General features: G+C 54.9%; 23 protein-coding genes and 5 tRNA genes. 17 read left to right on the top strand and 11 right to left on the bottom strand.

What is annotated here, in order from left to right:
• Positions 1–93: 93 nt before the first annotated feature.
• Complete coding sequence (locus tag KI228_RS17175; protein ID WP_061069680.1) at positions 94–1,518, bottom strand: 6-phospho-beta-glucosidase; 1,425 nt, start codon at positions 1,516–1,518, stop codon at positions 94–96.
• A gap of 21 nt (positions 1,519–1,539) precedes the next feature.
• A complete protein-coding gene (gene ascF, locus KI228_RS17170; RefSeq protein WP_061069681.1) occupies positions 1,540–2,994 on the bottom strand; it encodes a PTS cellobiose/arbutin/salicin transporter subunit IIBC in 1,455 nt (484 codons plus the stop codon).
• A 265-nt stretch (positions 2,995–3,259) separates the two neighbouring features.
• On the opposite strand from ascF, the gene KI228_RS17165 reads away from it, so the two are divergent.
• The 3 genes from KI228_RS17165 to hypF all read left to right on the top strand — a co-directional run bounded on the left by KI228_RS17165 (position 3,260) and on the right by hypF (position 7,307).
• Positions 3,260–4,273 (top strand): LacI family DNA-binding transcriptional regulator, encoded by a 1,014-nt coding sequence (locus KI228_RS17165; RefSeq protein ID WP_054176948.1) that lies wholly within the window; start codon positions 3,260–3,262, stop codon positions 4,271–4,273.
• A gap of 144 nt (positions 4,274–4,417) precedes the next feature.
• A complete protein-coding gene (gene hydN / locus KI228_RS17160; RefSeq protein WP_061069682.1) occupies positions 4,418–4,963 on the top strand; it encodes an electron transport protein HydN in 546 nt (181 codons plus the stop codon).
• Positions 4,964–5,066: 103 nt separating this feature from the next.
• Positions 5,067–7,307: a carbamoyltransferase HypF gene (hypF, locus tag KI228_RS17155; protein WP_061069683.1), complete on the top strand. Its 2,241-nt coding sequence runs from the start codon at positions 5,067–5,069 to the stop codon at positions 7,305–7,307.
• Positions 7,308–7,413: 106 nt separating this feature from the next.
• On the opposite strand, the gene norW is transcribed toward hypF, so the two are convergent.
• Together norW and norV are read right to left on the bottom strand one after the other, a co-directional pair.
• Positions 7,414–8,556: an NADH:flavorubredoxin reductase NorW gene (gene norW, locus KI228_RS17150; RefSeq protein WP_061069684.1), complete on the bottom strand. Its 1,143-nt coding sequence runs from the start codon at positions 8,554–8,556 to the stop codon at positions 7,414–7,416.
• Positions 8,553–9,998, bottom strand: a complete 1,446-nt coding sequence (gene norV / locus KI228_RS17145; protein ID WP_061069685.1) for an anaerobic nitric oxide reductase flavorubredoxin — start codon at positions 9,996–9,998, stop codon at positions 8,553–8,555. The genes norW and norV overlap by 4 nt, the downstream gene beginning before the upstream one ends.
• Before the next feature lie 187 nt (positions 9,999–10,185).
• On the opposite strand from norV, the gene norR reads away from it, so the two are divergent.
• Positions 10,186–11,703: a nitric oxide reductase transcriptional regulator NorR gene (norR, locus tag KI228_RS17140; RefSeq protein ID WP_054176945.1), complete on the top strand. Its 1,518-nt coding sequence runs from the start codon at positions 10,186–10,188 to the stop codon at positions 11,701–11,703.
• Here the strand turns inward: norR and gutQ are convergent.
• From gutQ to srlA, 7 genes are all read right to left on the bottom strand, one after another.
• Positions 11,700–12,665 carry an arabinose-5-phosphate isomerase GutQ gene (gene gutQ / locus KI228_RS17135; RefSeq protein ID WP_042999604.1) on the bottom strand — a complete coding sequence of 322 codons (966 nt, stop codon included), beginning with the start codon at positions 12,663–12,665 and terminating at the stop codon, positions 11,700–11,702. The two genes, norR and gutQ, sit on opposite strands and share 4 nt — an antisense overlap.
• Positions 12,658–13,431: a glucitol operon DNA-binding transcriptional repressor SrlR gene (srlR, locus tag KI228_RS17130; protein ID WP_042999605.1), complete on the bottom strand. Its 774-nt coding sequence runs from the start codon at positions 13,429–13,431 to the stop codon at positions 12,658–12,660. Before srlR ends, gutQ begins: the two co-directional genes overlap by 8 nt.
• Positions 13,432–13,499: 68 nt before the next feature.
• The gene (gene gutM / locus KI228_RS17125; protein WP_042999606.1) at positions 13,500–13,859 is read right to left on the bottom strand and encodes a transcriptional regulator GutM; all 360 of its coding nucleotides are present in this window, start codon (positions 13,857–13,859) and stop codon (positions 13,500–13,502) included.
• Positions 13,860–13,950: 91 nt separating this feature from the next.
• Positions 13,951–14,730 carry a sorbitol-6-phosphate dehydrogenase gene (gene srlD / locus KI228_RS17120; protein ID WP_042999607.1) on the bottom strand — a complete coding sequence of 260 codons (780 nt, stop codon included), beginning with the start codon at positions 14,728–14,730 and terminating at the stop codon, positions 13,951–13,953.
• Positions 14,731–14,740: 10 nt separating this feature from the next.
• Positions 14,741–15,103: a PTS glucitol/sorbitol transporter subunit IIA gene (gene srlB, locus KI228_RS17115; protein ID WP_061069687.1), complete on the bottom strand. Its 363-nt coding sequence runs from the start codon at positions 15,101–15,103 to the stop codon at positions 14,741–14,743.
• An 11-nt stretch (positions 15,104–15,114) separates the two neighbouring features.
• Positions 15,115–16,098 carry a PTS glucitol/sorbitol transporter subunit IIB gene (srlE, locus tag KI228_RS17110; RefSeq protein ID WP_042999609.1) on the bottom strand — a complete coding sequence of 328 codons (984 nt, stop codon included), beginning with the start codon at positions 16,096–16,098 and terminating at the stop codon, positions 15,115–15,117.
• A complete protein-coding gene (gene srlA / locus KI228_RS17105; RefSeq protein WP_042999610.1) occupies positions 16,095–16,658 on the bottom strand; it encodes a PTS glucitol/sorbitol transporter subunit IIC in 564 nt (187 codons plus the stop codon). The genes srlE and srlA overlap by 4 nt, the downstream gene beginning before the upstream one ends.
• Before the next feature lie 269 nt (positions 16,659–16,927).
• Between srlA and mltB the strand changes: the two genes are divergently transcribed.
• From mltB to KI228_RS17040, 13 genes are all read left to right on the top strand, one after another.
• A complete protein-coding gene (gene mltB / locus KI228_RS17100) occupies positions 16,928–18,007 on the top strand; it encodes a lytic murein transglycosylase B (RefSeq protein ID WP_042999611.1) in 1,080 nt (359 codons plus the stop codon).
• A 143-nt stretch (positions 18,008–18,150) separates the two neighbouring features.
• Positions 18,151–18,648, top strand: coding sequence for a nicotinamide-nucleotide amidase (pncC, locus tag KI228_RS17095; protein WP_044266604.1), 498 nt, complete (start codon positions 18,151–18,153; stop codon positions 18,646–18,648).
• An 80-nt stretch (positions 18,649–18,728) separates the two neighbouring features.
• Entirely contained in the window at positions 18,729–19,790 is a 1,062-nt protein-coding gene (gene recA, locus KI228_RS17090) for a recombinase RecA (RefSeq protein WP_044255092.1), read from the top strand.
• Between the two features lie 115 nt (positions 19,791–19,905).
• The gene (gene recX, locus KI228_RS17085; protein ID WP_061069688.1) at positions 19,906–20,406 is read left to right on the top strand and encodes a recombination regulator RecX; all 501 of its coding nucleotides are present in this window, start codon (positions 19,906–19,908) and stop codon (positions 20,404–20,406) included.
• Between the two features lie 128 nt (positions 20,407–20,534).
• Entirely contained in the window at positions 20,535–23,162 is a 2,628-nt protein-coding gene (gene alaS / locus KI228_RS17080) for an alanine--tRNA ligase (RefSeq protein ID WP_141227635.1), read from the top strand.
• Between the two features lie 240 nt (positions 23,163–23,402).
• Positions 23,403–23,588: a carbon storage regulator CsrA gene (gene csrA, locus KI228_RS17075; RefSeq protein ID WP_000906486.1), complete on the top strand. Its 186-nt coding sequence runs from the start codon at positions 23,403–23,405 to the stop codon at positions 23,586–23,588.
• Between the two features lie 334 nt (positions 23,589–23,922).
• Positions 23,923–24,015: transfer RNA gene (locus tag KI228_RS17070), tRNA-Ser, on the top strand.
• Positions 24,016–24,018: 3 nt separating this feature from the next.
• Positions 24,019–24,095 (top strand) — tRNA-Arg (locus tag KI228_RS17065).
• A 62-nt stretch (positions 24,096–24,157) separates the two neighbouring features.
• Positions 24,158–24,234: transfer RNA gene (locus KI228_RS17060), tRNA-Arg, on the top strand.
• A 61-nt stretch (positions 24,235–24,295) separates the two neighbouring features.
• Positions 24,296–24,372 (top strand) — tRNA-Arg (locus tag KI228_RS17055).
• Positions 24,373–24,565: 193 nt separating this feature from the next.
• Positions 24,566–24,642: transfer RNA gene (locus KI228_RS17050), tRNA-Arg, on the top strand.
• 252 nt (positions 24,643–24,894) lie between these two features.
• Positions 24,895–25,461, top strand: coding sequence for a fructose-1-phosphate/6-phosphogluconate phosphatase (yqaB, locus tag KI228_RS17045; protein WP_042999618.1), 567 nt, complete (start codon positions 24,895–24,897; stop codon positions 25,459–25,461).
• Positions 25,458–25,886: a YqaA family protein gene (locus tag KI228_RS17040; RefSeq protein ID WP_042999619.1), complete on the top strand. Its 429-nt coding sequence runs from the start codon at positions 25,458–25,460 to the stop codon at positions 25,884–25,886. The genes yqaB and KI228_RS17040 overlap by 4 nt, the downstream gene beginning before the upstream one ends.
• Positions 25,887–25,898 lie beyond the last annotated feature (12 nt).

The raw sequence follows: 25,898 nt of genomic DNA, 5'->3' as shown, positions 1-25,898 counted from the left end.
CGAAAACTGGAAGGGAGATAGCGGAAACGAAATGCAAATGATGTAACGAGGGAAGGGAGGGGCGGACAGCGCGAGCGCCATCCGCCATCCTGTTTACGCCAGATCCTGGCCGTTGCTGGCGATCACTTTTTTGTACCACCAGAACGATTTTTTACGCGTTCGCGCAAGCGTACCGTTGCCGGCATCATCGCGGTCGACATAGACGAACCCGTACCGTTTGCTCATCTCACCCGTCGACGCGGCCACCAGATCAATACAGCCCCAGGTGGTGTAACCCATCAGCGGCACGCCGTCCTCAATGGCGTCAGCCATCGCACGGATGTGTTCGCGCAAATAGCTAATACGATAATCGTCATTAATGTGGCCATCGGCATCGATTTCATCTTTTGCCCCGAGACCGTTTTCCACCAGGAACAGCGGTTTCTGGTAGCGGTCGTACATCATATTCATCGTGATGCGCAGTCCAAGCGGGTCGATCCCCCAGCCCCAGTCGCTGACCTGGATGTACGGGTTGCGCATTGACTTCACCACGTTCGCGGCACTGCTGTTCTTTGTGTTCATCTCAGCCGACGCGCAGCGCGACGTGTAATAGCTGAAAGAGACAAAATCGACGGTGTTTTTCAGGATTGCATCATCTGCCGGGGCTTTCTCAATCACCACACCTTTTTCACGAAACACACGGGCAGAGTAAGCTGGATATGCGCCGCGCGCCTGTACGTCAATGAAGAACAGGTTTTCACGATCTTTTTCCAGCGCTGTCCAGACATCTTCCGGTTTGCAGGAGTACGGATAAAAATTACCGCCCGCCAGCATGCAGCCCACCTGGTTCTGCGGGTTAATCTCATGGGCGATTTTCGTCGCCAGCGCGCTGGCAATCAGCTCATGGTGCGCGGCCTGATATTTCACCTGATCCTGATTTTCCCCCTCTTCAAACACCAACCCCGCGCCGGAGAACGGGCTGTGCAGCATGATGTTGATTTCATTGAAGGTCAGCCAGTATTTCACCAGCCCGTTAAAAGCTTCAAAACAGGTACGCGCATAGCGGGTGAAAAACTCCACCATCTTGCGATTACGCCAGGAGCCGTATTCGGTAACCAGGTGCATGGGCACGTCGAAGTGGCACAGTGTAACCAGCGGTTCAATACCGTACTTTTTGCACTCGGCAAACACCGAGCGATAGAAGGCAATGCCTTCCTCGTTAGGCGTCAGTTCGTCGCCGTTGGGATAAATACGGCTCCAGGCAATCGAGGTGCGAAAGACGGTGAAGCCCATTTCCGCCATCAGGGCGATATCGTCCTTATAGCGATGGTAAAAATCGATCGCCTGATGGCTGGGATAAAATTCATCATTCCGCAGCTGGAAACGTTTCTCCTGTCCCAGTTTGACCGGCATGCGATGCTCGCCGTGCGGGATCATATCGACAGTGGTCAGCCCTTTGCCGCCCTCCCGGTATGCGCCTTCAGCCTGGTTGGCGGCCAGTGCGCCGCCCCATAAAAATCCTTGCGGAAATACAGCCATAATAACCTCAGTGAATAACAGTCAGACGCTGGCGCTTTTTACCGTAGACGGTTGTGCAGCCTGGTTTTTGCGTGCCTGTGCGGCTGCGTCTTCGACGGGGATATCTTCAAAGCCCAGCAGCAGCGTCAGGACAAATGACAACACCACCGCCAGCGCCATGACGCCAAATACCCAGACAATAGTCATGGGATTCGCCGGATCGAAGAACTGAACGCTGGTAAACAGGCCCGGCGCCGCCATTGAGTGGCTGGCGAGTCCAGCCATCCCGGCGACCGCGCCACAGATAAAGCCGCTGATCAGGCTGGCAATCAGTGGCCGTTTCAGGCGCACAGCCACACCGTAGAGCGCGGGTTCCGAAATTCCGGCCATGATGGCCGAGGCCGCCGCTGCCAGCGCAGTCTGGCGCAGTTCCGGGTTTTTCGTTTTCCAGGCTACCGCCAACGAGGAACCGCCGAGCGACAGGTTGGCGCCAATTTCGGACGGCATGACCATCCCTTCTTTGCCCGTTTCGGCAATGGTCTGAATGATGGTTGGCGTAAAGACGCGGTGCATCCCGGTCATTACCAATAGCGGCCACAGCGCGCCCATGATGGCAACAGACAGCCAGCCGAGATAACCGTGAATGGTATAGACCAGCGCGGATATCGCGCTACCAATCCAGATGCCAATCGGCCCAATCAGGACGATGGCCAGCGGCGCGGCGATTAGCACGATCAGCATAGGCTTGAGGAAGTTTTTGGTGACCGCGGGCGTAATGCGATCCACCCAGCGTTCGATGTACGACAGACACCAGGTCATCACCAGCGCCGGAATAACCGTATAGGTGTATTTCACCGCGGTGACCGGGATCAGGGCGAATTCAACGTGCTCACCCTGTGCCGCTTTCGCCATCAGGTCGATAAAGCTTGGATGCACCAGCACCCCGGCAATGGCGATCGCCAGCGACATGTTGGTTTTAAATTTAATCGCCGCCGAGGCCGCCACCATTAACGGCAGGAAGAAGAAGGCGCCATCGCCGATCACGGTCAGGATCGTTAACGTGGAGGAGCCTTTTTCCAGCACGCCGGTCATTTCAAGGATCATTGCCAACAGTTTGAGCATCGATCCGCCGATAATCGCCGGGATCAGCGGCGACATGGTACCGATTAGCGCATCAAGGATCCCCGCGCCAATGCGTCTGAGCGTCAGCTTGGGTTTGCCAATGGGCTCGGCGGGTTGCATATCGCCCGGCAACAGGTTGACGACCTCACGATACGCCTGGGAGACGGTATTGCCGATAATCACCTGGCACTGGTTGTCGCTGCGAACGACGCCGAGTACACCGCTGAGGGTTTTGAGCGTGGCACTGTCGACCAGCGTGTCATCTTTCACAACGAAACGCAGACGCGTCATGCAGTGTGTCACTGCGGTGATATTGTCGACGCCGCCCAGAGCCGTCACCACGGAGCGCGCCAGCGCTGCATAATTCTTGGACATAGGATTTTTATCCTGTTTTATCAGTAGGGTACGTTTTATTTTTGCCGCACATTCGCCTGAGCGATCGTCGGTGATGAAACGCTGATGAGAAACCGGTTCCACAAAATCATGAATAGTTTATTCGATTTGGGCAATATTTAATTTTATTCATTTTCGTAAAATGTGATTCATATCACTCACGGTTTTCTGGGGTGATTTAGCATCGGGGACAACCACGCGGCAGTGAAGTACACTGCATCTCATTGCGAGAAAAGGAAGAAAACTTATGACGACGATGCTGGAGGTAGCGCAGCGGGCCGGGGTGTCGAAGGCGACGGTCTCCAGGGTGCTTTCAGGGAATGGCTACGTCAGCCAGGAGACGAAGGATCGTGTATTTCAGGCGATTGAGGAGAGCGGCTATCGGCCTAACCTGCTGGCGCGTAGCCTTGCGGCGAAAACCAGTCAGACGCTGGGGCTGGTGGTGACTAACACCCTCTACCACGGCGTCTATTTTAGCGAATTGCTGTTTCATACCGCGCGGATGGCGGAAGATCAGGGGCGTCAGCTTCTGCTTGCCGATGGCAAACACAGCGCGGAGGAGGAACGCCAGGCGATCCAGTATCTGCTGGATTTGCGCTGCGACGCGATCATGATCTACCCGCGTTTTCTCAGCGTGGATGAGATCGATAAAATAATCGACAGCCATTCGCAGCCGATTATGGTGCTTAACCGCCGGTTACGGAAAAACAGTAGCCACTGCGTCTGGTGCGATCAAAAGCAGACCAGTTTTAACGCTGTGGCGGAACTGATTGCCGCAGGCCATCAGCAGATTGCCTTTATCACCGGTTCGATGGACTCACCCACCGGGGTTGAACGCCTGTCGGGGTACAAAGAGGCTCTGACCCGACATGGCATCGCCGTTAATGACGACCTGATCGTCAAAGGCAAATGGACGCCGGCCTGCGGTGCCGCAGGGGTGGACGTGCTGCTTTCTCGCGACGTGACGTTCAGCGCGCTGGTGGCCAGCAATGACGACATGGCGATTGGGGCCATCAAACAGTTGCATGACAAAGGGGTCGCCGTGCCATCGCAGGTGTCGGTGATTGGTTTTGACGATATCGCGATGGCGCCCTACACCATACCGGCGCTTTCCAGCGTCAAAATTCCGGTGACGGAGATGATTCAGGAGACCATTGGCCGACTCATTTTCATGCTGGACGGCGGGGCGTTTACGCCACCGAAAAGCTTCACCGGCACGTTGATTCGCCGAGATTCCGTTATGTCGTTGGCGGCGCAGTAACATTGTCACCCGTCATCGTCATTCGTGACGATGACACCATAACGGTCACCCTCTGTTTTTAAATATCGTTAAATTACAGCAAGATAAAAACTGGCATGATTTGTGAATGTTTCGGCACATTATCTGTCATTGCTGGAGAATTTGATGAACCGTTTCATCATTGCAGACGCCAATAAGTGCATTGGTTGCCGTACCTGTGAAGTGGCCTGCGTGGTCTCCCATCAGGAAAACCAGGACTGCGCGTCACTGACCCCTGAAACCTTTTTACCCCGTATTCATGTAATCAAAGGTGTGAATGTCTCGACGGCGACGCTGTGCCGCCAGTGCGAGGACGCGCCGTGTGCGAACGTCTGTCCGAACGGTGCCATCAGCCGTGATAAAGGTTTTGTTCATGTCATTCAGGAACGTTGCATTGGCTGCAAAACCTGCGTGGTGGCCTGTCCATATGGTGCAATGGAAGTCGTGGTGCGTCCGGTTGTGCGTAATAGCGGTGCCGGCCTGAACGTACGGGCAGAAAAAGCGGAAGCTAACAAGTGCGATCTCTGTTATCACCGCGATGCCGGTCCGGCCTGTATGGAAGCCTGTCCGACGCATGCCCTGATTTGCGTTGACCGTAATAAGCTCGAGCAACTCAGCGCGGAAAAGCGTCGTCGTGCGGCGCTGGATTCTTCCGCTTCTTTGCTTTTCTGATTCCTGCCGCAAAAATCACTCAGGAAATGCGCTGGTATCAAGGGAATTCCCGGAAATTTTCGTAAAATACCTTTCCGGGAATGATGATGGCGAGAATGACTCAATGGCAACAAATACCCCCTCTGGCATACAGCTCCGTATTCGCGGCAAAGTTCAGGGCGTCGGCTTTCGTCCTTTCGTCTGGCAACTGGCGCAGCAGCTTCAGTTGCATGGCGACGTCTGTAATGATGGCGATGGCGTGGTGGTTCGATTGCTGGAAGATCCCGCGCTGTTTATCCGTGAACTGCATGTCCATTGTCCGCCATTGGCGCGTATCGACAGCGTAGAAAGTGAGCCTTTTCGCTGGGCGCAGCCGCCCGCGGAGTTCAGCATTCGCCAGAGTGCGGGCGGCACGATGAACACCCAGATTGTGCCCGATGCCGCGACGTGCCCGGAATGTCTTGCCGAAATGAATACGCCCGGAGAGCGGCGTTATCGCTATCCCTTCATCAACTGCACCCATTGCGGCCCGCGTTTTACCATTATCCGGGCGATGCCCTACGATCGTCCGTTTACCGTGATGGCGTCATTTCCGCTCTGCCCGCAATGCGACAGCGAATATCGCGATCCCAGTGACCGACGTTTTCACGCCCAGCCGGTGGCGTGCCCGGCGTGTGGTCCGCATCTGCGCTGGCTGAGCGGCGGACACCTGGCGGAAAAAGAGGCGGCATTACAGGCTGCGGTTGAAATGCTACAGACCGGAGGTGTTGTTGCCGTTAAGGGGATCGGCGGATTTCATCTGGCCTGCGATGCGGGAAACAGCGATGCCGTGGCGCGGCTTCGTGCGCGTAAGCGCCGTCCGGCAAAACCGCTGGCGGTTATGCTGCCGGATGCGTCGGGCCTGTCGGATGCGGCGACCCGACTGCTGAAAACGCCCGCCGCCCCGATTGTGCTGGTGGATAAGCAACATGTTTCCTCGCTGTGTGACGGTATTGCCCCAGGGCTTGCGGAGGTTGGCGTGATGTTGCCCGCCAATCCACTTCAGCACCTGTTGCTCCAGGCACTGAAGCGCCCGCTGGTAATGACCTCCGGCAATCTTAGCGGTAAACCGCCGGCCATCAGCAACGAACAGGCAATTAAGGATTTGCAGGATATTGCCGAGGGTTTCCTGTTACACAATCGCGACATCGTGCAGCGCATGGACGATTCCGTGGTACGTGAAAGCGGTGAAATGCTGCGTCGCTCGCGGGGATATGTCCCGGACGCGCTGGCGTTGCCGCCGGGATTTCATCATATACCACCGATACTCTGTCTGGGGGCGGATCTGAAAAACACCTTCTGCCTGGTTCGCGGTGAGCAGGCGGTGATCAGCCAGCATCTTGGCGATCTCAGCGACGATGGGATCCAACATCAGTGGCGTGACGCACTGCGGTTAATCCAGACTATCTATGACTTCACGCCACAGTGCCTTGTTCGCGATGCCCATCCGGGGTATGTCTCCAGCCAGTGGGCCAGTGAGATGAACCTGCCAACGGAGATCGTGTTGCATCATCATGCTCATGCCGCAGCCTGTCTGGCCGAGCACGGCTGGCCGCTGGACGGTGGCGATGTTATCGCCCTGACGCTGGACGGCATTGGAATGGGTGACGCGGGCGCGCTGTGGGGAGGAGAGTGTCTGCGGGTGAACTACCGTGAGTGTGAACATCTTGGTGGATTGCCCGCCGTGGCGCTTGCCGGTGGCGATCTCGCCGCGAAGCAGCCCTGGCGTAACCTGTTAGCGCAGTGTTTGCGCTTTGTGCCGGACTGGCAGCGCTATCCGGAAACGCGATACTTACAGCGACAGAACTGGAACGTGCTGGCGCGAGCGATTGAGCGTGGGATTAACGCACCGCTGGCCTCGTCCTGCGGGCGTCTGTTCGATGCGGTTGCCGCAGCACTGAACTGCGCGCCAGAATCGCTCAGTTATGAAGGGGAAGCCGCCTGCACACTAGAGGCGCTGGCGTCGCAATGCGCGGGGGTTAAGCATCCGGTCACGCTTCCCTTGACGGGGAATCAACTGGATCTGGCAACCTTCTGGTCGCAGTGGCTGAACTGGCAGGCAACGCCCGCTGAACGCGCATGGGCTTTCCACGATGTGCTGGCACAAGGGTTTGCCGCGATGCTGCGCGAGCAGGCCACGGCACGCGGTATCAACACGCTGGTGTTCAGCGGTGGGGTGATGCACAACCGGTTACTGTCGGCTCGCCTGGCTTATTATCTGGCGGATTTCACGCTGTTGTTCCCGCAGCAGTTACCAGCCGGTGACGGTGGACTGTCGCTGGGACAGGGGGTGATTGCTGCGGCGCGTGGGATGGCGGAAGCATAAAAAAGCCCCGGGGCAGGCGGGGCGAAACGACAAGCAATATCGCACTTCCGTGTGCATGAGGTTAATCAATCAGTGGCGATAGCGCCGGATGGCGACGCAGAGCGTCTTATCCGGCCTGCCGAGGCAACGTTTTCAGCAGGGCGAAAGCCTCCTTCATTCTGTCTTCACTTACCACGAAGGCGCAGAGCTGTCCTTCACCGTTCATCCCTTTGGCTACCATGCCGTCAGATTCTGCGGCAATGTGCCAGTTCAGATCGCGACGCTGGGTTTCCCCTGCCAGATGCAGCGGCAGTTCTGGCGTTTTGATTTTGACTAACATGGCAGGCAGCTTCAGCGGCGCGTTGCCGCCGAGCAGATTTTTCGCCAGGTACATCGCACTGAGCTGAATAGGCTGCAGGAATGGTAGCACCTGAGCGTTGATCTCCGCGCAGTCGCCGAGGGCATAAATATCCGGGTGGCTGGTTTGCAGGTAGCTGTCGACACAAACGCCGCGGTTGAGGGTTAAACCGGCGCGACGCGCCAGCGCCGTTTCCGGGCGCAGACCCGTGGCGGCAATCACCACATCGACGTGAATGCTGCGCTCGCGATCGAACGTTGCACGAATACCGGATGCGGTTTTCTCCAGCCCTTGTAACTGTGATTTCAGCAACAGGTGTACGCCCATATCGGTAAGACGATGCTGTAAGCGACTGCTCACTTCCGGCGGCATCAGCGAAGCAAGCAGGCTGGCTGCGTTATCTATCAGCGTGACCGCTTTACCTGCGCGGCAGAAATCCATCGCCAGTTCGGTTCCAATCAACCCGCCGCCGACAATCAGCACCCGTTGGGCATCGCGTAGCTGTGTTTCGCAGGCACGGTACTCCTGCTGGCTGTTCAATGTGAGCATTAACTCACGTCCTGCTATCGGTGGAACAAAGGCCGCAGCGCCCGTAGCCAGCACCAGTTTGTCGTACTGCCACTGCTTGTCCTGGCTTTTTACCACGTGGGCATCGGCATCAATGTCGGTGACCCAGGTGTGGGGAAAGAGACGCAGAGCAAACTGTTCAGCAAACTCTCCCGCCGACTGACGGGTGAGGTCGTCGGCGTGCTGCGCCTGGCTTATCACATGACTGAGATCGGGTTTGTTATACTCATCCATGCTGTCAGCCGCAATCAGAGTTAACGGGGCATCCGCGTCCTGCTTGCGAATGTTTTTGACTAACTGGCGGGCAGCAAAGCCCGAACCAATGATGACAATTCCCCGGCTCATTTTGCCTCCGTTGCCAGCACGTCGAAGACATCTTTGCCTAATGAACATTCCGGACAGAGGAAGTTGTCCGGCACATCGCTCCACGGCGTACCTGGCGCGACATCCTGCAACGGTTCACCTTTTGCCGGATCGTAAATCCACTGGCACACGCTGCACTGCATGCTCGGACCGAGGTCGGCTGCGGCGGCGGCGCAGGCGCATGCTTCTTCTTTGGTTGTCGCTTTCACTGTCGCGTCCGGCAACGGCGCGAGCGCCCATTGACGCGCGATTTCACGACCGTGCTGGCGGCACAGTTCCAGCGCATCCAGGTCCGGGCGCCATTTGGCCTTCAGGCTCAGCGACATTTCAAAACCGGCATCCTGTAAACGGGTGGATAAGCGGTCGACCGCTCCGCCACTCCAGCCGTGGGAACCAAAAGCGCTGGCGCGTTTGTTACGAAAACGCAGACCGGTCATCTCCTCCACCAGACCGGCGATTTTCGGCATCATCACATTGTTCATCGTGGAGGTGCCGACCAGCACACCTTTAGAGCGGAAAACGTTGGTCAGGATTTCGTTTTTATCGCTGCGGGCGACGTTAAAAATTTTCACTGCCACGTTCGGGTCGACTTCGTTAATTCCCTGCGCAATCGCATCCGCCATCATGCGGGTGTTATTGGACATGGTGTCGTAGAAAATTGTGATGCGATCTTCCTGATAATCCGCCGCCCATTTCAGATACAGCTCAACAATCTGGGTCGGATTATCGCGCCAGACCACGCCGTGGGAGGTGGCAATCATATCGACCGGCAGGTTGAAGCCGAGGATTTCGGTAATTTTTGGCGTCACCAGACGACTGAACGGGGTCAGGATATTGGCGTAGTAACGCTGGCACTGTTCGAACAGCTCGGCCTGATCCACTTCATCGTTAAACAGACGTTCGTCGCAGTAGTGCTGACCGAAAGCGTCGTTACTGAACAGGACGGCATCGCCGGTCATGTAGGTCATCATGCTGTCCGGCCAGTGCAGCATCGGCGTTTCCACGAAGATCAACTGTTTGCCGTTACCAATATCCAGCGTGTCGCCGGTTTTCACGACGTTAAAATTCCACTCCGGATGGTGATGATGACCGGTAATTGAGTCAATCGCGTTGGCGGTGCAGTAGATAGGGGTATCCGGGATCTGCGTCATCAGCTCGGTCAGCGCCCCGGCGTGATCTTCTTCCGCATGGTTGATAATGATGTAATCGATGTCTGCGAGGTCGATTTCATTACGCAGGTTCTGCACAAACTCACGGCTGAATTTATGATCGACGGTATCGATCAGGACATTTTTTTCTTCACGGATGAGATAGCTGTTGTAGCTGCTGCCGCGCAGCGTTTTGTATTCGGTTCCGTGGAAATCACGTACTTCCCAGTCACGTTGGCCAACCCAATGGATATTATTTTTAACCAGAATAGACATAGCAACCTCAATTCATTTAGCGTTGTTCAAATAAGTTGTTTCGCTTATTGCAGGTCGCGTGCCAATTTTTTATCTATTTGATTTTTATTGATTTAAAATTTTATATCCATTAGGTGGTAGTCAAAAAGACTATTCATAACACAGTCAATATGACAGTATGGATTGTCAAAATGACAGTGAGGACAGCATGAGTTTTTCTGTTGATGTTCTGGCGGGGATCGCCATTGAATTACAGCGCGGAGTGGGCCATCAGGATCGTTTTCAGCGTCTGATTACTACGCTGCGCCAGGTGCTGGAATGCGATGCTTCTGCGTTGCTGCGTTATGAGGCGCGCCAGTTTATCCCGCTGGCGATTGATGGTCTTGCACGTGATGTGCTCGGCAGGCGTTTTACCCTCGAAGGGCATCCCCGACTGGAGGCCATCGCCCGCGCCGGAGACGTGGTGCGCTTTCCGGCAGACAGCGATTTGCCTGACCCGTATGACGGATTGATCCCGGGGCAGGAGAGTCTGAAAGTGCATGCCTGTATTGGGTTGCCGCTTTTTGCCGGGCAGAACCTGATCGGCGCGCTGACCCTCGATGGCATGGCGCCGGATCAGTTTGATGTTTTCAGCGATGAGGAGTTACGGCTCATCGCCGCGCTGGCCGCTGGTGCATTGAGCAATGCGCTGCTGATTGAACAACTGGAAAGCCAGAATATGTTGCCGGGGTCGAGTACCGATTTCGAACAGATAAAAGAGACGCAGATGATTGGTCTCTCGCCGAACATGATGCAGTTGAAAAAAGAGATCGAGATTGTGGCAGGCTCCGATCTTAACGTGTTAATCAGCGGCGAAACTGGTACCGGGAAAGAACTGGTGGCGAAGGCGATTCACGAAGGTTCACCTCGCGCGGTCAACCCGTTGGTCTACCTGAACTGCGCCGCGCTGCCGGAAAGCGTGGCGGAGAGCGAACTGTTTGGTCATGTGAAAGGGGCATTCACCGGGGCCATCAGCAACCGTAGCGGCAAATTTGAAATGGCCGATAACGGCACGTTATTCCTCGATGAAATTGGTGAACTGTCGCTGGCTCTGCAAGCCAAACTGCTGCGCGTATTGCAGTATGGCGATATTCAGCGCGTCGGCGATGACCGCAGCCTGCGCGTGGATGTGCGCGTGCTGGCAGCAACGAATCGCGATCTGCGTGAAGAGGTGCTGGCGGGACGTTTTCGTGCCGATCTGTTTCATCGTCTGAGCGTGTTTCCGCTTTTGGTTCCCCCGCTACGGGAGCGTGGGGAAGATGTGGTGTTGCTGGCGGGTTATTTTTGCGAGCAGTGTCGATTACGACTGGGGCTTTCCCGCGTGGTGCTCAGTCCTGGGGCGCGTAGCCATCTGCTGAATTACGGCTGGCCGGGTAACGTGCGTGAACTGGAACATGCGATTCATCGGGCGGTAGTGCTGGCGCGCGCGACCCGATCCGGAGACGAAGTGGTACTGGAAGCGAAGCATTTCGCGTTGCAGGAGGAGGCCATGACGCCGCAGCCGGAAGTGACAGCGGGTTTACCGCGCAATCACAATCTGCGTGATGCGACGGAGGCGTTCCAGCGGGAAATGATTCGCCAGGCGCTGGCGCAAAATAATCACAACTGGGCGGCCAGCGCCCGGGCACTTGAAACGGATGTCGCCAACCTGCACCGGCTGGCGAAGCGTCTGGGGCTGAAGGATTAGAGTATCCCGGCCTGATAGAAATCCTGCAGGTTGATGGCGCCGGTGAGCTTACCGGTTTCATCCACCACCGGCGCGGCGGTAATTTTGCGTTTCATCAGGATCTCTTTGGCATCAATCGCCCGGCTTTCTGACTGCAAGGTGATGCCGTTGTGGGTCATCGCTTCACTGACCGGCGTGGTGAGCGCGCCGCCGCCAACCAGCCAGCGACGCAGGTCGCCGTCGGTAAAGACGCCTTTCACCTGCATCTGGTCGTCGCAAACGGCGACCAGACCCAGACCGGTACGGCTTAATTCCAGCATCGCGTCCATCACGCTGGTGGCAAGTTGAACCTGCGGGACAGCATCGTCACGGCGCATCAGGTGATGCACTTTATTAAGCAAACGCGCGCCCAACGCACCGGCCGGATGCGAGCGGGCAAAATCTTCTTCATTGAAGCCGCGTGCCTGCATAACCGCCATCGCCAGCGCGTCGCCCATCATCAGGGTATTGACGGTGCTGGAGGTCGGCGCCAGGTGCATCGGGCAGGCTTCGCGCTCAACGGAGATATCCAGAACAGCCTTCGCCGCCAGACCCAGCGGTGAATTGGGTTTGCCGGTCATTGCCAGCAGGGCGATGGATTTATCTTCCAGACGCGGGATGATGAGATCCAGCTCTTTTGCGCCGCCGGAATAGGAGATAAACAACATCACGTCACGGCTTTCGAGCATCCCCAGATCGCCATGCAGCGCTTCGGCAGGGTGAACAAAAAAGGCCGGGGTGCCGGTACTGGCGAGCGTCGCGGCGATTTTCTTACCAATATGGCCCGATTTGCCGATACCTGAGACAATCACTTTGCCTTCACAGTGGATAATGGTATTGGCGGCGCGGATAAAATCATCGCCCAGACGTTCCGGCAGACGGCTTGCTTCCTGTAATTCCAGCATTAACGTCTGACGGCCCGCGTTCAGTAGTGCATCACTCATTGGTTTCTCCGGTTATGATCACTTCAATCCCTTTCTCTTCCAGCGCCTGACGAAATGCGGGATCAATACCCGCGTCGGTAATCAGTTTGTCGACGCTTTCCAGACTGCACACAACATTCGGACTCTTGCGGCCAAACTTTGATGAGTCCGCCATCAGAATGACTTCGCGAGCGGCGTTACACATCGCTTTGCTGACGGTGTAAACCTCATTAAAGGTGGTCACGCCGGCACTGAGATCAATACCGTCGGTGCCCATGAAGAGTTTATCAAAACTGAACTGCTCAAAGGCGTTTTCGGCCAGTTGTCCGTGAAATGAGGCCGATTTTTTACGAAATGTTCCGCCAGGCATCAGGATGGTTTGTTCGTTGTCTAACTCGGACAGCGCGTTGACAATGTGCAGGCTGTTGGTCATGACGGTGATATTGCTAAAGCGGGTAAGCATCGGCACCATTTGTAGCACGGTACTCCCGGCATCCAGAATGATGGAGTCGCCATCATGGATAAAGCGGACCGCAGCTTCAGCAATACGCTCTTTCTTATGCGTATTGATCAGCGTTTTGTGATCGATAGGCGGATCGGACTCATCTTTATTTAACATCACGCCGCCATAGGTGCGAATGACGGTACCGGCATTTTCCAGAACGACAAGATCTTTGCGAATGGTCGTGCCCGTGGTGTCAAAGTACTGGGCCAGTTCTTCCACAGAGCTTTTACCCTGTTTTTGCAGATGCTCCAGAATGGCGGCCTGACGCTGACGAGGTTTCATAGGCGAAATAACCCTGAATTAAATTTGCGAAATGATAATTTCGCAAGCTAATAGCATTCACAACGAAATTACCCATGTTTCAGATTAAGCGCCAATGATAGTGCATTCTGCGATAGCGGATCATGGGGAAAGATCACATCAGGCTGTAATTCATTAAGATGTTTGCCCTGAATGTCGGCGATTTTTCCTGGTCTGGCGAATACGGTGAGACCTTTCATAAATAACGTATCGGTGACTCGCTGATTGTCATCGACAGCGACGGCGACCACGACGCGCGGTTTAAAACGTCCTCCTGAACGCCCTACGCCGACACGTCCCTGTTGGCAAAGCCGGTCAAATGCATTGTTAAAGCGCGATATTTGCCAGTATCCCAGCGCCAGTTGTGCACACCAGGCAATGACGGCGACAGTAACGAGTGCAGATACCATATGTTGCTCCTTTTATTTTGCCAGACGGCGGTTTTACTTTATCCGGCCAGCGGGTAGGCCCGGTAAGCGTATCGCCACCGGGCGATACCCATTAAAACATTACTTGTCCACCGGTAACGTTGATTGACTGCCCGGTGCAGTACGACGCTTTCGGGCTGGCATAGAATAACAACATGTTCAGCACATCCTGATAGTCGCAGCCGCGCTTCAGCGGAACCTTATCAATGTAATACTGCTCCACTTCGTCTGGCTTGATACCCAGCTTGGTGGCGTACTGCGGCAGCAACGACTGGAACATCGGTGACTTTAACAGGTTGCCGAGCATCAGCGAATGCACGGTAATGCCATATTCCGCCAGATCCAGCGCCAGCGACTGCGTTAACCCCACGCCGCCAAACTTCGCCGCGCTATAGCCGGAATTGTGCTTGCTGCCCACTTTACCGGATTTGGAGTTGATCTGAATAATACGTCCCTGAATACCATCGCGGATCATCAGACGGGAGAATTCACGTGCGCAGAGGAAGTAGCCGACCAGATTCACCTGCAGCGAGCGGTCAAAATCACCGAGCTGGAAATCACTGATAAATGCTGCTTTCGCAATCCCGGCGCTGTAAACCAGCAGATCCACGCGGCCAAAGATTTCATCCACACCGCGAGAGAGTGCGAGCACGCTCTGTTCGCTGGTGGCGTCGGCGCCGAAACCGTAGGCCATGCCTTCGCCAAATTCTGCGTTAATCTCCTGTGCAACGTTTGCGGCTTTATCACTCTGAATATCTACCACCGCAACGCGATACCCTTCTGCTGCAAGCCCACGGCTGAGGAACGCCCCCAGGGTCTGTCCTCCACCAATGACAACGGCAACCTGATTCATTTTTCTCTCCTTAAGCGACAAACTTCAAAATACAGCCCGGTGCGATATCGTCCGGTACAGGCCCCGCGACATGCACGGTGCCGGGAAATTCCGCTTCGCTCAGCCCATCGAAGCGCAGGGTTATATGCCCCAGTTCACGTAAATTCTGCTCGGCCACACTGCCAACGGCAGTGACCGGATAACGATGCTGACCCAGTTCGAACTGGGCGCCGGGCTGCAGCGGGCCGTTCAGTTCGCCATGACAATGGATAAAGCAAAACTCCTCGATATCCGCAGGCGCGCCTTCACGAAAGGTAATCAGCATCTGGTCGCAGAGCGCATTCGGTGCGCTCTGGCCGATACGGGTGATGGTGGTCTGATAAATAACGGTCATGTCGACACCTCTTATTGATAGATAAAGCCGGAAACAAACCAGGCGATGAGAACGGTGGGCGCCCCCGTCAGGAAGCGGCTCACCAGTACCGACGGCACGCCGACGCGAACGGTGTCCTGACGGGCTTCTGCCAGCGACAGACCGACCGGAATAAAGTCACAGGCTGCCTGGGCGTTAATGGCAAACAGGGCGGGCAGCGCCAGATGCGGCGGGATGTTGCCCAGGCCAATTTGCACGCCGATCAGAACGCCGATAACCTGCGCAATGACCGCACCTGGGCCGAGGAACGGCGACAGCAGTGGAAACGAACAGATCAGCGCCAGCGTCACCAGACCCAACGGATGGCTGGCAAGCGGCGCCAGGCCATGGGCGATCCAGTCACCCAGACCCGAGGCCATGATGATGCCGATCAGTGCCGAGACGAATGCCATGAACGGCAGAATGGTTTTCAGAACCGTATCGATGGTGTCGCGACCGGACTGGAACAGCACGGCCACCGCCGACCCCATCCCCATGCCGACTTTTGCTAACAGGCCATCGCTCTGTTCGGTGATTTTTTTGCTGCTGTCGTAATCACGCCCGGCGGTAGCGCTTGCCGGTTGTGATTGCGGCTGCGGTGCAGCAGACGCGTCGCTGATGACGGTGATATTGTCTTCCCTGACGCCAGAGACATAAATGTCTTCAACAATATACTGGGCCAGCGGGCCGGATTTCCCGGTTGAGTGAATGTTCACGGTCGGAATACGGCGTTTAGGATAGATGCCACAACGCAGCGTCCCGCCACAGTCAATGATGGCAACGCCAATTTCGTCTTCAGGCGGTTCTCCCTCTTTAAAGCCATCGACAGCCTTCCAGCCGGTTAACTGCGCCAGTTTGTCGACAATCGCCGGGCGAGTGCCTGCGGTGATATAGACAATTTTCTTTCCGGCGGTCACGTCCAGCTCTAACGGGCCACCCCAGCCGCCAGTTCCTCGTTCAATTCGAATACGCGTCATGATGCTGCTCCTGCAAGGTGGACTTTCTGCTCAAGTTGGATACCCATCTTTTTCTCAAAGATGGCGGTTGTGAGGTCCGTGACCCAGCCACGAAAGAAGTTGGTGACCACTCCGACCAGCAGATAGCTCACGGCCAGTGGCCCGAGCGGGAGACCTAACGTGGTCAGGCCGCTGGCAATGCCGAGGTAAACGAACAGTTCGCCAGGGTTGATATGCGGGAACAGACCGTTCATTGAGTGACAGCTGTAAGAAGCGGCTGCGTAATAGCTGGGCTTGTATTTCTCTGGCATGAAGCGGCCCAGACTCAGGGTCATGGGGTTACAAAACACAAACGTGCCAATAAAAGGCAAAATCAGGTAGCGGGACAACGGATTCCCGGCGCAGCGCTGGGCGAAGCGTTCGATTCGCTGCTGGCCGATAAAGTTGATCAGCGCATTCATGATGACCAGCAGGCTGATCAGCAGTGGAAGAATGCCGGTGACCATCCCGGTAAACACCTCTCCACCTTTCTGGAACAGCCCGATGAACCACTCTGCTCCATGTGTAATGGTTTCGATCATTGTTCTCTCCTGTAGGGATTTTTAGTTATCTTGCGAATGGGTGACTTATTTTAATCAGATTGAAAGAAATAAAAGTGTTATTTTGATCTCAAAATGAAAGTAAAATATTTTAAGTTGAAAGTTTTTGTGGAAAGGAAAGAATGTACTGACGATCAAACGAGGGGACGTGATACGTAAATTGTGTGACGGAGCGCGTCTGGTGCTTCCTTGTATGACGGGGGATGCTTTACCATACTTCTCTCTGGCTGAATCTGTTTAATGGATGTCTCATGTTCAAGCGTCGTTATGTAGCATTACTTCCCCTGTTTGTGTTACTTGCTGCCTGTAGTAGCAAACCGAAACCTCAAGAGCCTCAAACGACAACGGGCACGCCTTCCGGCGGCTTCCTGCTTGAGCCCCAGCACAACGTTATGCAGATGGGGGGCGACTTTGCCAATAACCCGAATGCGCAGCAGTTCATCGATAAGATGGTGAACAAGCACGGTTTTAATCGTCAGCAGTTGCAGGAGATCCTGTCACAGGCGAAGCGCCTGGATTACGTTTTGCGTCTGATGGACAGGCAGGCGCCGACCACGCAGCCGCCGGCCGGACCTAACGGCGCATGGCTACGCTATCGCAAACAGTTCATTACCCCGGATAACGTGCAAAACGGCGTGGCATTCTGGAATCAGTATGAAGATGCGCTCAACCGTGCCTGGCAGGTTTACGGCGTTCCGCCGGAGATCATCGTGGGCATTATTGGCGTGGAAACCCGCTGGGGCCGCGTGATGGGAAAAACGCGCATTCTGGACGCGCTGGCGACGCTGTCGTTTAACTACCCACGTCGTGCGGAGTACTTCTCCGGCGAGCTGGAGACGTTCCTGCTGATGGCGCGTAACGAACAGGATGACCCGTTAGATTTGAAAGGATCCTTTGCTGGCGCGATGGGTTACGGACAGTTCATGCCGTCGTCTTATAAAGAGTACGCGGTAGATTTCAACGGCGACGGCCACATCAACCTGTGGGATCCGGTCGATGCTATCGGTAGCGTGGCGAATTACTTCAAAGCGCACGGTTGGGTGAAGGGCGACGCGGTGGCGGTGATGGCGAACGGTCAGGCACCGGGACTGGCGAATGGCTTTAAAACGCAGTACAGCCTTTCTCAACTGGCGGCCGCCGGACTCACGCCGCAACAACCGCTGGGCAACCATCAGCAGGTGAGCCTGCTGCGCCTGGATATTGGTACCGGCTACCAGTACTGGTACGGTTTGCCGAACTTCTATGCTATTACCCGCTACAACCACAGCACCCATTACGCGATGGCGGTGTGGCAGTTAGGTCAGGCAGTGGCGCTGGCGCGCGTGCAATAATGGTTTTTACCCAGGGTTGCTTCGGCTTCCCTGGGCCTCACTCGTTTTTTCGGAATCCCCCTCGTAAAATTGTTACCTCATCCCCATCTCCGTTGGGAAAGTGTTATCTTGTCCGGCATATTTTTTAACTGACAGAGGCTGATATGACTGACAGTGAACTGATGCAGTTAAGTGAACAGGTCGGGCTGGCGCTGAAAGCGCGTGGTGCGACGGTGACTACCGCAGAGTCCTGCACCGGCGGTTGGGTGGCGAAAGCCATTACCGATATTGCTGGCAGCTCCGCCTGGTTTGAGCGCGGTTTTGTCACCTACAGTAACGAAGCAAAATCGCAGATGATCGGCGTGCGGGAAGAGACGCTGGCGCAGCATGGCGCGGTCAGTGAACCGGTAGTGGTTGAGATGGCGATTGGCGCACTGAAAGCGGCACGTGCCGATTTTGCGGTTTCCATCAGCGGGATCGCCGGGCCGGATGGCGGCAGCGAAGAGAAACCGGTCGGCACCGTCTGGTTTGCCTTCGCCAGCGCGCGCGGAGAAGGGATTACCCGCCGGGAATGCTTTCACGGCGACCGTGAGGCGGTGCGTCGGCAAGCCACGGTTTATGCGCTGCAAACCCTGTGGCAACAATTTCTACAAAATACTTGATACTGTATGACTATACAGTATAATTGCGACAACAGTACAGAATCACTATCCGGTTTCAGCCGGCATGACAGGAGTAATTAATGGCTATCGACGAAAACAAACAGAAAGCGTTGGCGGCAGCGCTGGGCCAGATCGAAAAGCAATTCGGTAAAGGCTCCATCATGCGCCTGGGTGAAGACCGTTCTATGGATGTGGAAACGATCTCCACAGGTTCGCTTTCACTGGATATCGCGCTGGGCGCAGGCGGCCTGCCGATGGGCCGCATCGTCGAAATCTACGGGCCGGAATCATCCGGTAAAACCACGCTGACGCTGCAGGTGATTGCCGCGGCGCAGCGCGAAGGTAAAACCTGTGCGTTTATCGATGCAGAACACGCGCTGGACCCGATCTATGCACGTAAGCTGGGCGTTGATATCGACAATCTGCTCTGTTCTCAGCCGGACACCGGTGAACAGGCGCTGGAAATCTGTGATGCGCTGGCGCGTTCTGGCGCTGTCGACGTTATCGTTGTTGACTCCGTAGCGGCACTGACGCCGAAAGCGGAAATCGAAGGCGAAATCGGTGACTCTCACATGGGCCTCGCGGCGCGTATGATGAGCCAGGCGATGCGTAAACTGGCCGGTAACCTGAAGCAGTCCAACACGCTGCTGATCTTCATCAACCAGATCCGTATGAAAATTGGTGTGATGTTCGGTAACCCGGAAACCACGACCGGTGGTAACGCACTGAAATTCTACGCTTCTGTTCGTCTGGATATCCGTCGTATTGGCGCGGTGAAAGAGGGCGATAACGTGGTGGGCAGCGAAACCCGCGTGAAGGTGGTGAAAAACAAAATTGCGGCACCGTTTAAACAGGCTGAATTCCAGATCCTTTACGGTGAAGGCATCAATTTCTATGGCGAACTGGTTGACCTGGGCGTGAAAGAGAAGCTGATCGAGAAAGCGGGCGCCTGGTACAGCTACAACGGCGAGAAAATTGGTCAGGGTAAAGCGAATGCAACCACCTGGCTGAAAGACAACCCGGCGACTGCGAAGGAAATTGAGAAGAAAGTTCGCGAAATGCTGCTCAATAACCAGGATGCCAAACCTGACTTCGCTGTTGATGACGGTGAAGGCGTTGCGGAAACCAACGAAGATTTTTAATCGTCAGGTGTCGTCCGTCCGGATAACGCAACACTGCCATCCGGCAAAAAGTTGAATTACACTCAAGGGCTGCATTGATGCAGCCCTTTTTGCATTTCTGATTTCGAAGGTTGTTATGAGTGAACCCACACCGCGCCGACCCGCGTATTCCCGGCTGTTAGATCGCGCAATACGTATCCTCGCGGTTCGTGACCACAGCGAACAAGAGTTGCGACGTAAACTTGCCGCCCCGGTGATGGGGAAAAATGGACCGGAAGAGATTGATGCGACTGCGGAAGATTATGAACGAGTGATTGCCTGGTGTTACGAGCATCAGTATCTCGATGACGATCGGTTTATCGCCCGCTTTATCGCCAGCCGCAGCCGTAAAGGCTATGGTCCGGCGCGCATTCGCCAGGAGTTGAATCAAAAGGGCATTGCCCGTGAATCGACGGAAAAAGCAATGCGGGAATGTGAGATTGACTGGAGCGTCCTCGCACGCGATCAGGCCTGTCGTAAATATGGTGAACCGCTGCCTGGCGCATTTTCAGAAAAGGTTAAGATACAGCGATTTTTGCTCTATCGTGGATATCTGATGGAGGATATCCAGGAAATATGGCGAAATTTTGACGATTGAGCGCATACGGGATTTTACTTCCCCGTAAAGAAAACTTATCTTATTCCCACTTTTCAGTTGCCGGCGGCCCAGTCAATCAAGAGTTGTTGCTGGTAATGATTTTTCGTTAGCAAGATTTCAGGATAATTATGAGCAAGAGCACCGCTGAGATCCGTCAGGCGTTTCTCGACTTTTTCCATAGTAAGGGACATCAGGTAGTTGCCAGCAGCTCCCTGGTTCCAAACAATGACCCCACTTTGTTGTTTACCAACGCCGGGATGAACCAGTTCAAGGACGTTTTCCTTGGGCTCGACAAGCGTAATTATTCCCGCGCAACCACATCTCAACGCTGCGTGCGGGCGGGTGGTAAGCACAACGATCTGGAAAACGTTGGTTACACTGCACGTCACCATACCTTCTTCGAAATGCTGGGTAACTTCAGCTTCGGCGACTATTTCAAGCATGATGCAATCCAGTACGCATGGGAATTGCTGACCGGTGAAAACTGGTTTGCCCTGCCGAAAGAGCGTCTGTGGGTGACCGTCTACGAAACAGACGATGAAGCCTATGAAATTTGGGAAAAAGAAGTCGGTATTCCTCGCGAGCGTATTATCCGCATCGGTGATAACAAAGGTGCGGCTTATGCGTCCGACAACTTCTGGCAGATGGGCGACACCGGTCCGTGCGGTCCGTGCACCGAAATTTTCTACGATCATGGCGATCACATCTGGGGCGGCCCTCCGGGAAGCCCGGAAGAGGACGGCGATCGCTACATTGAGATCTGGAACATCGTCTTTATGCAGTTCAACCGTCAGGCTGACGGTACGATGGAGCCGCTGCCTAAGCCTTCCGTGGATACCGGTATGGGTCTGGAACGTATTGCGGCTGTGCTGCAACACGTCAACTCCAACTACGAAATTGACCTGTTCCTTACGCTGATTGAAGCAGTAGCGAAAGTGACCGGTGCAACCGATCTGAGCAACAAGTCACTGCGCGTGATTGCGGATCACATTCGTTCCTGTGCGTTCCTGATTGCCGACGGCGTGGTTCCGTCGAACGAAAACCGTGGCTATGTTTTGCGTCGTATCATTCGTCGTGCGGTACGTCATGGCAACATGCTGGGCGCGAAAGAGACCTTCTTCTATAAACTGGTGGGTCCACTGATTGACGTCATGGGATCGGCGGGCGAAGAACTGAAGCGTCAGCAGGCTCAGGTTGAGCAAGTTCTGAAAACCGAAGAAGAGCAGTTTGCCCGTACGCTCGAGCGTGGCCTGGCGCTGCTGGACGAAGAACTGGCGAAACTGTCCGGCGATACGCTGGACGGCGAAACAGCATTCCGTCTGTACGATACCTACGGTTTCCCGGTTGATCTGACGGCTGACGTTTGCCGTGAGCGCAACATCAAAGTGGATGAAGCCGGTTTTGAAGCCGCCATGGAAGAGCAGCGCCGTCGTGCGCGTGAAGCCAGCGGTTTCGGTGCGGACTATAACGCGATGATTCGCGTGGATAGCGCCTCTGAATTTAAAGGCTACGACCATCTGGAACTGAACGGTAAAGTGACCGCGCTGTTTGTTGATGGTAAAGCGGTTGATGCGATCAGTGTCGGTCAGGAAGCCGTTGTCGTACTGGATCAGACCCCATTCTATGCGGAATCCGGTGGTCAGGTCGGCGATAAAGGTGAACTGAAAGGCGCGGGCTTTGCGTTTGTCGTAAGCGATACGCAAAAATATGGTCAGGCGATTGGTCACCTCGGCAAGCTGTCTGCGGGCTCTCTGAAAGTGGGCGATGCGGTCCAGGCTGATGTGGATGAGGCGCGTCGTGCGCGTATTCGTCTGAATCACTCCGCAACGCACCTGATGCACGCGGCGTTGCGCCAGATTCTGGGCAAGCACGTGGCGCAGAAAGGGTCGCTGGTTAACGACAAAATGCTGCGCTTCGATTTCTCGCATAATGAAGCAATGAAGCCGGCGGAAATCCGGGCGGTTGAAGATCTGGTGAACGCGCAGATTCGTCGTAACCTGCCGGTTGAAACCCACGTGATGGATCTGGAAGCGGCGAAAGCAAAAGGCGCAATGGCGCTGTTCGGCGAGAAATATGACGAACGCGTTCGCGTGCTGAGCATGGGTGATTTCTCTACCGAACTGTGCGGCGGGACGCACGCCAGCCGTACCGGTGACATCGGCCTGTTCCGTATTGTCTCTGAGTCCGGAACCGCCGCCGGGGTTCGTCGCATTGAAGCGGTAACCGGTGAGGGTGCCATTGCGACTGTGCATGCAGAAAGCGATCGCTTAGCCGATATTGCACATCTGTTGAAGGGCGATAGCCAGAATCTGGGCGACAAAGTGCGTTCAGTACTGGAACGTACTCGTCAGCTTGAGAAAGAGCTTCAGCAGTTGAAAGAACATGCTGCGGCGCAGGAAAGTGCGAATCTTTCCAGCAAAGCGGTTGATATCAATGGCGTTAAGCTGTTGGTGAGTGAGCTTGCGGGTGTTGAGCCGAAAATGTTGCGCACCATGGTTGATGATCTGAAAAATCAACTGGGGTCGACAATTATCGTGCTGGCAACGGCAGCGGAAGGTAAGGTTTCTCTGATTGCTGGTGTGTCTAAGGACGTGACCGACCGTGTCAAAGCAGGGGAACTGGTAGGTATGGTCGCTCAGCAGGTGGGCGGTAAGGGTGGTGGTCGTCCGGACATGGCGCAAGCCGGTGGTACGGATGCTTCTGCTCTGCCTGCGGCGTTAGCCAGTGTGCAAGCCTGGGTCAGCGCAAAATTGTAATAACTATAAGCGTTAGCCGATGCCGCGGATAAGCATTCCGCGGCGTTTGCATCAACGTTGTCGACAACGATAAAGTCAGGTTGAAGTTGTGTATATCGGCTAAACTTAGGTTTAACAGAATGTGATGCCGTGACTGCTTACATGTAATGTGTTTGTCATCGCTTACTTTTTGGCGTTATATGATGGATAATGCCGGGATACAGAGAGACCCGACTCTTTTAATCTTTCAAGGAGCAAAGAATGCTGATTCTGACTCGTCGAGTTGGTGAGACCCTCATGATTGGAGATGAGGTCACCGTGACAGTTTTAGGGGTGAAGGGCAACCAGGTACGCATCGGCGTAAACGCCCCGAAAGAAGTATCTGTCCATCGTGAAGAGATCTACCAGCGTATCCAGGCTGAAAAATCCCAGCAGTCCAGTTACTAAGGTTTCCGCGTCTCACCTGACCGGGTGAGGCGCAACCTGACATCGTCGCAATATCCCACTCTGTTTCGTTTTTCTGTGACTCTTTTTCCAGTTTCGCCTGGCGCTACTGCATCCGTATGTCTTTTCCATTGAGGTAGTCCGTTGCCCAGAGTCCAATTTATCTGTTGATAAAACACTCTTTTTGCCGTTTTTGCAGACTAATTGAACGTGAAGTGTGCAAACGATAAAAGCTCAGGAAAAATTGTTTGACTTATAAGTCCCAGAAAGTAATATGTGCGCCACGCAGCGACGATGAGCAGAAACAAGTTCTTCGAAGCACTCGTAAGAGGCGTGTGGTGAGGTGGCCGAGAGGCTGAAGGCGCTCCCCTGCTAAGGGAGTATGCGGTCAAAAGCTGCATCCGGGGTTCGAATCCCCGCCTCACCGCCATTTGCATCCGTAGCTCAGCTGGATAGAGTACTCGGCTACGAACCGAGCGGTCGGAGGTTCGAATCCTCCCGGATGCACCATCTCTTACTTGATACGGCTTTAGTAGCGGTATCAAAATCTGCAGTAAAGTAAGTTTCCCGATGCATCCGTAGCTCAGCTGGATAGAGTACTCGGCTACGAACCGAGCGGTCGGAGGTTCGAATCCTCCCGGATGCACCATCTCTTACTTGATACCGCTTTTGTGCAGTATCAATATCGGCAGTAAAATAAGTTTTCCGATGCATCCGTAGCTCAGCTGGATAGAGTACTCGGCTACGAACCGAGCGGTCGGAGGTTCGAATCCTCCCGGATGCACCATCTTCTCCCGGATAACAGCGAGTTTGTTGTTTCATGGTCTGCGAGAGCATCGTAAGCACCAGGGGGATAACGTTGCGCCAGCAACAGCCCGAAGGGCGAGGCTTCGCCGAGTACATCCTCCCGGATGTACCATCTCTTATTTGATACCGCTTTTGTGCAGTATCAGTATCAGCAGTAAAATAAGTTTCCCGATGCATCCGTAGCTCAGCTGGATAGAGTACTCGGCTACGAACCGAGCGGTCGGAGGTTCGAATCCTCCCGGATGCACCATCTTCTCCCGGATAACAGCGAGTTTGTTGTTTCATGGTCTGCGAGAGTATCGCGAGTACCAGGGGGGATAGCGTTGCGCCAGCAACGGCCCGAAGGGCGAGGCTTCGCCGAGTCATCTTCCCGGATGCACCATTTTTTTCTTTTCCTTACTCCTTTGCATTCATCTCCTGAACAATCCTCAGCATCGTCGTCAGCGACAAAATCCAGCAATTACGATAAAGTAACGTCTGTTTACTTGCCGGTGAGAGCGCTATGTACGAACGTTATGCGGGTCTGATTTTCGATATGGATGGTACCCTTCTGGATACTGAACCGACGCACCGTAAGGCGTGGGTTGAAGTATTAGGTCGTTACGGTATGCATTTTGATCTTCAGGCGATGATTGCCCTTAACGGCTCAGCCACATGGCGTATTGCTCAGTCCATTATTGAGTTGAATCATGCGGATCTCGATCCTCACGCGTTAGCCCGTGAAAAAACCGACGCGGTAAAAATCATGCTCCTCGACAGCGTCGAGCCGTTGCCGCTGGTTGAGGTGGTAAAAGCGTGGCATGGTCGTCGCCCGATGTCCGTCGGAACCGGCAGTGAAAGCGCAGTAGCGGAAGCGCTGCTGGCTCATCTGGGGCTGCGTCGCTATTTTGATGCCGTCGTTGCTGCCGATCATGTCCAGCACCATAAACCCGCGCCAGATACTTTCCTGCTTTGTGCGGAGCGTATGGGCGTGCCTCCGGCGCAGTGCGTGGTATTTGAAGATGCGGACTTTGGTATCCAGGCAGCACGCGCCGCCGGAATGGATGCTGTGGACGTTCGACTCCTGTGAGTGACGGACTGTCGCTCCTTTCATTGTTCGCCAGCAGTTTCCTCAGCGCTACGCTGTTGCCCGGCAACTCGGAAGTCGTTCTGATTGCCATGTTACTGGCCGGACTCAGTCATCCCTGGGTCTTAGTTTTAACAGCAACAATGGGTAATAGCCTTGGAGGGTTAACTAACGTTATCCTTGGGCGTTTCTTCCCGCTGCGCAAGACATCGCGCTGGCAGGAGAAAGCCACAGGCTGGCTTAAACGCTATGGCGCGGTCACACTATTATTAAGCTGGATGCCGGTTGTGGGTGATTTACTGTGCCTGTTAGCGGGATGGATGCGCCTCTCGTGGGGGCCGGTGCTCTTTTTTTTATGCCTTGGCAAAGCGCTGCGCTATATTGTTGTCGCAGCTGCTACCGTTCAGGGCATTACCTGGTGGCACTAATTGTGCCTGGGG

Source organism: Citrobacter amalonaticus, from assembly GCF_018323885.1.
Lineage (GTDB): Bacteria > Pseudomonadota > Gammaproteobacteria > Enterobacterales > Enterobacteriaceae > Citrobacter_A > Citrobacter_A amalonaticus.
Note: the sequence above shows the minus strand (reverse complement) of the source record. Positions and strands in the feature narration are given on the sequence as shown.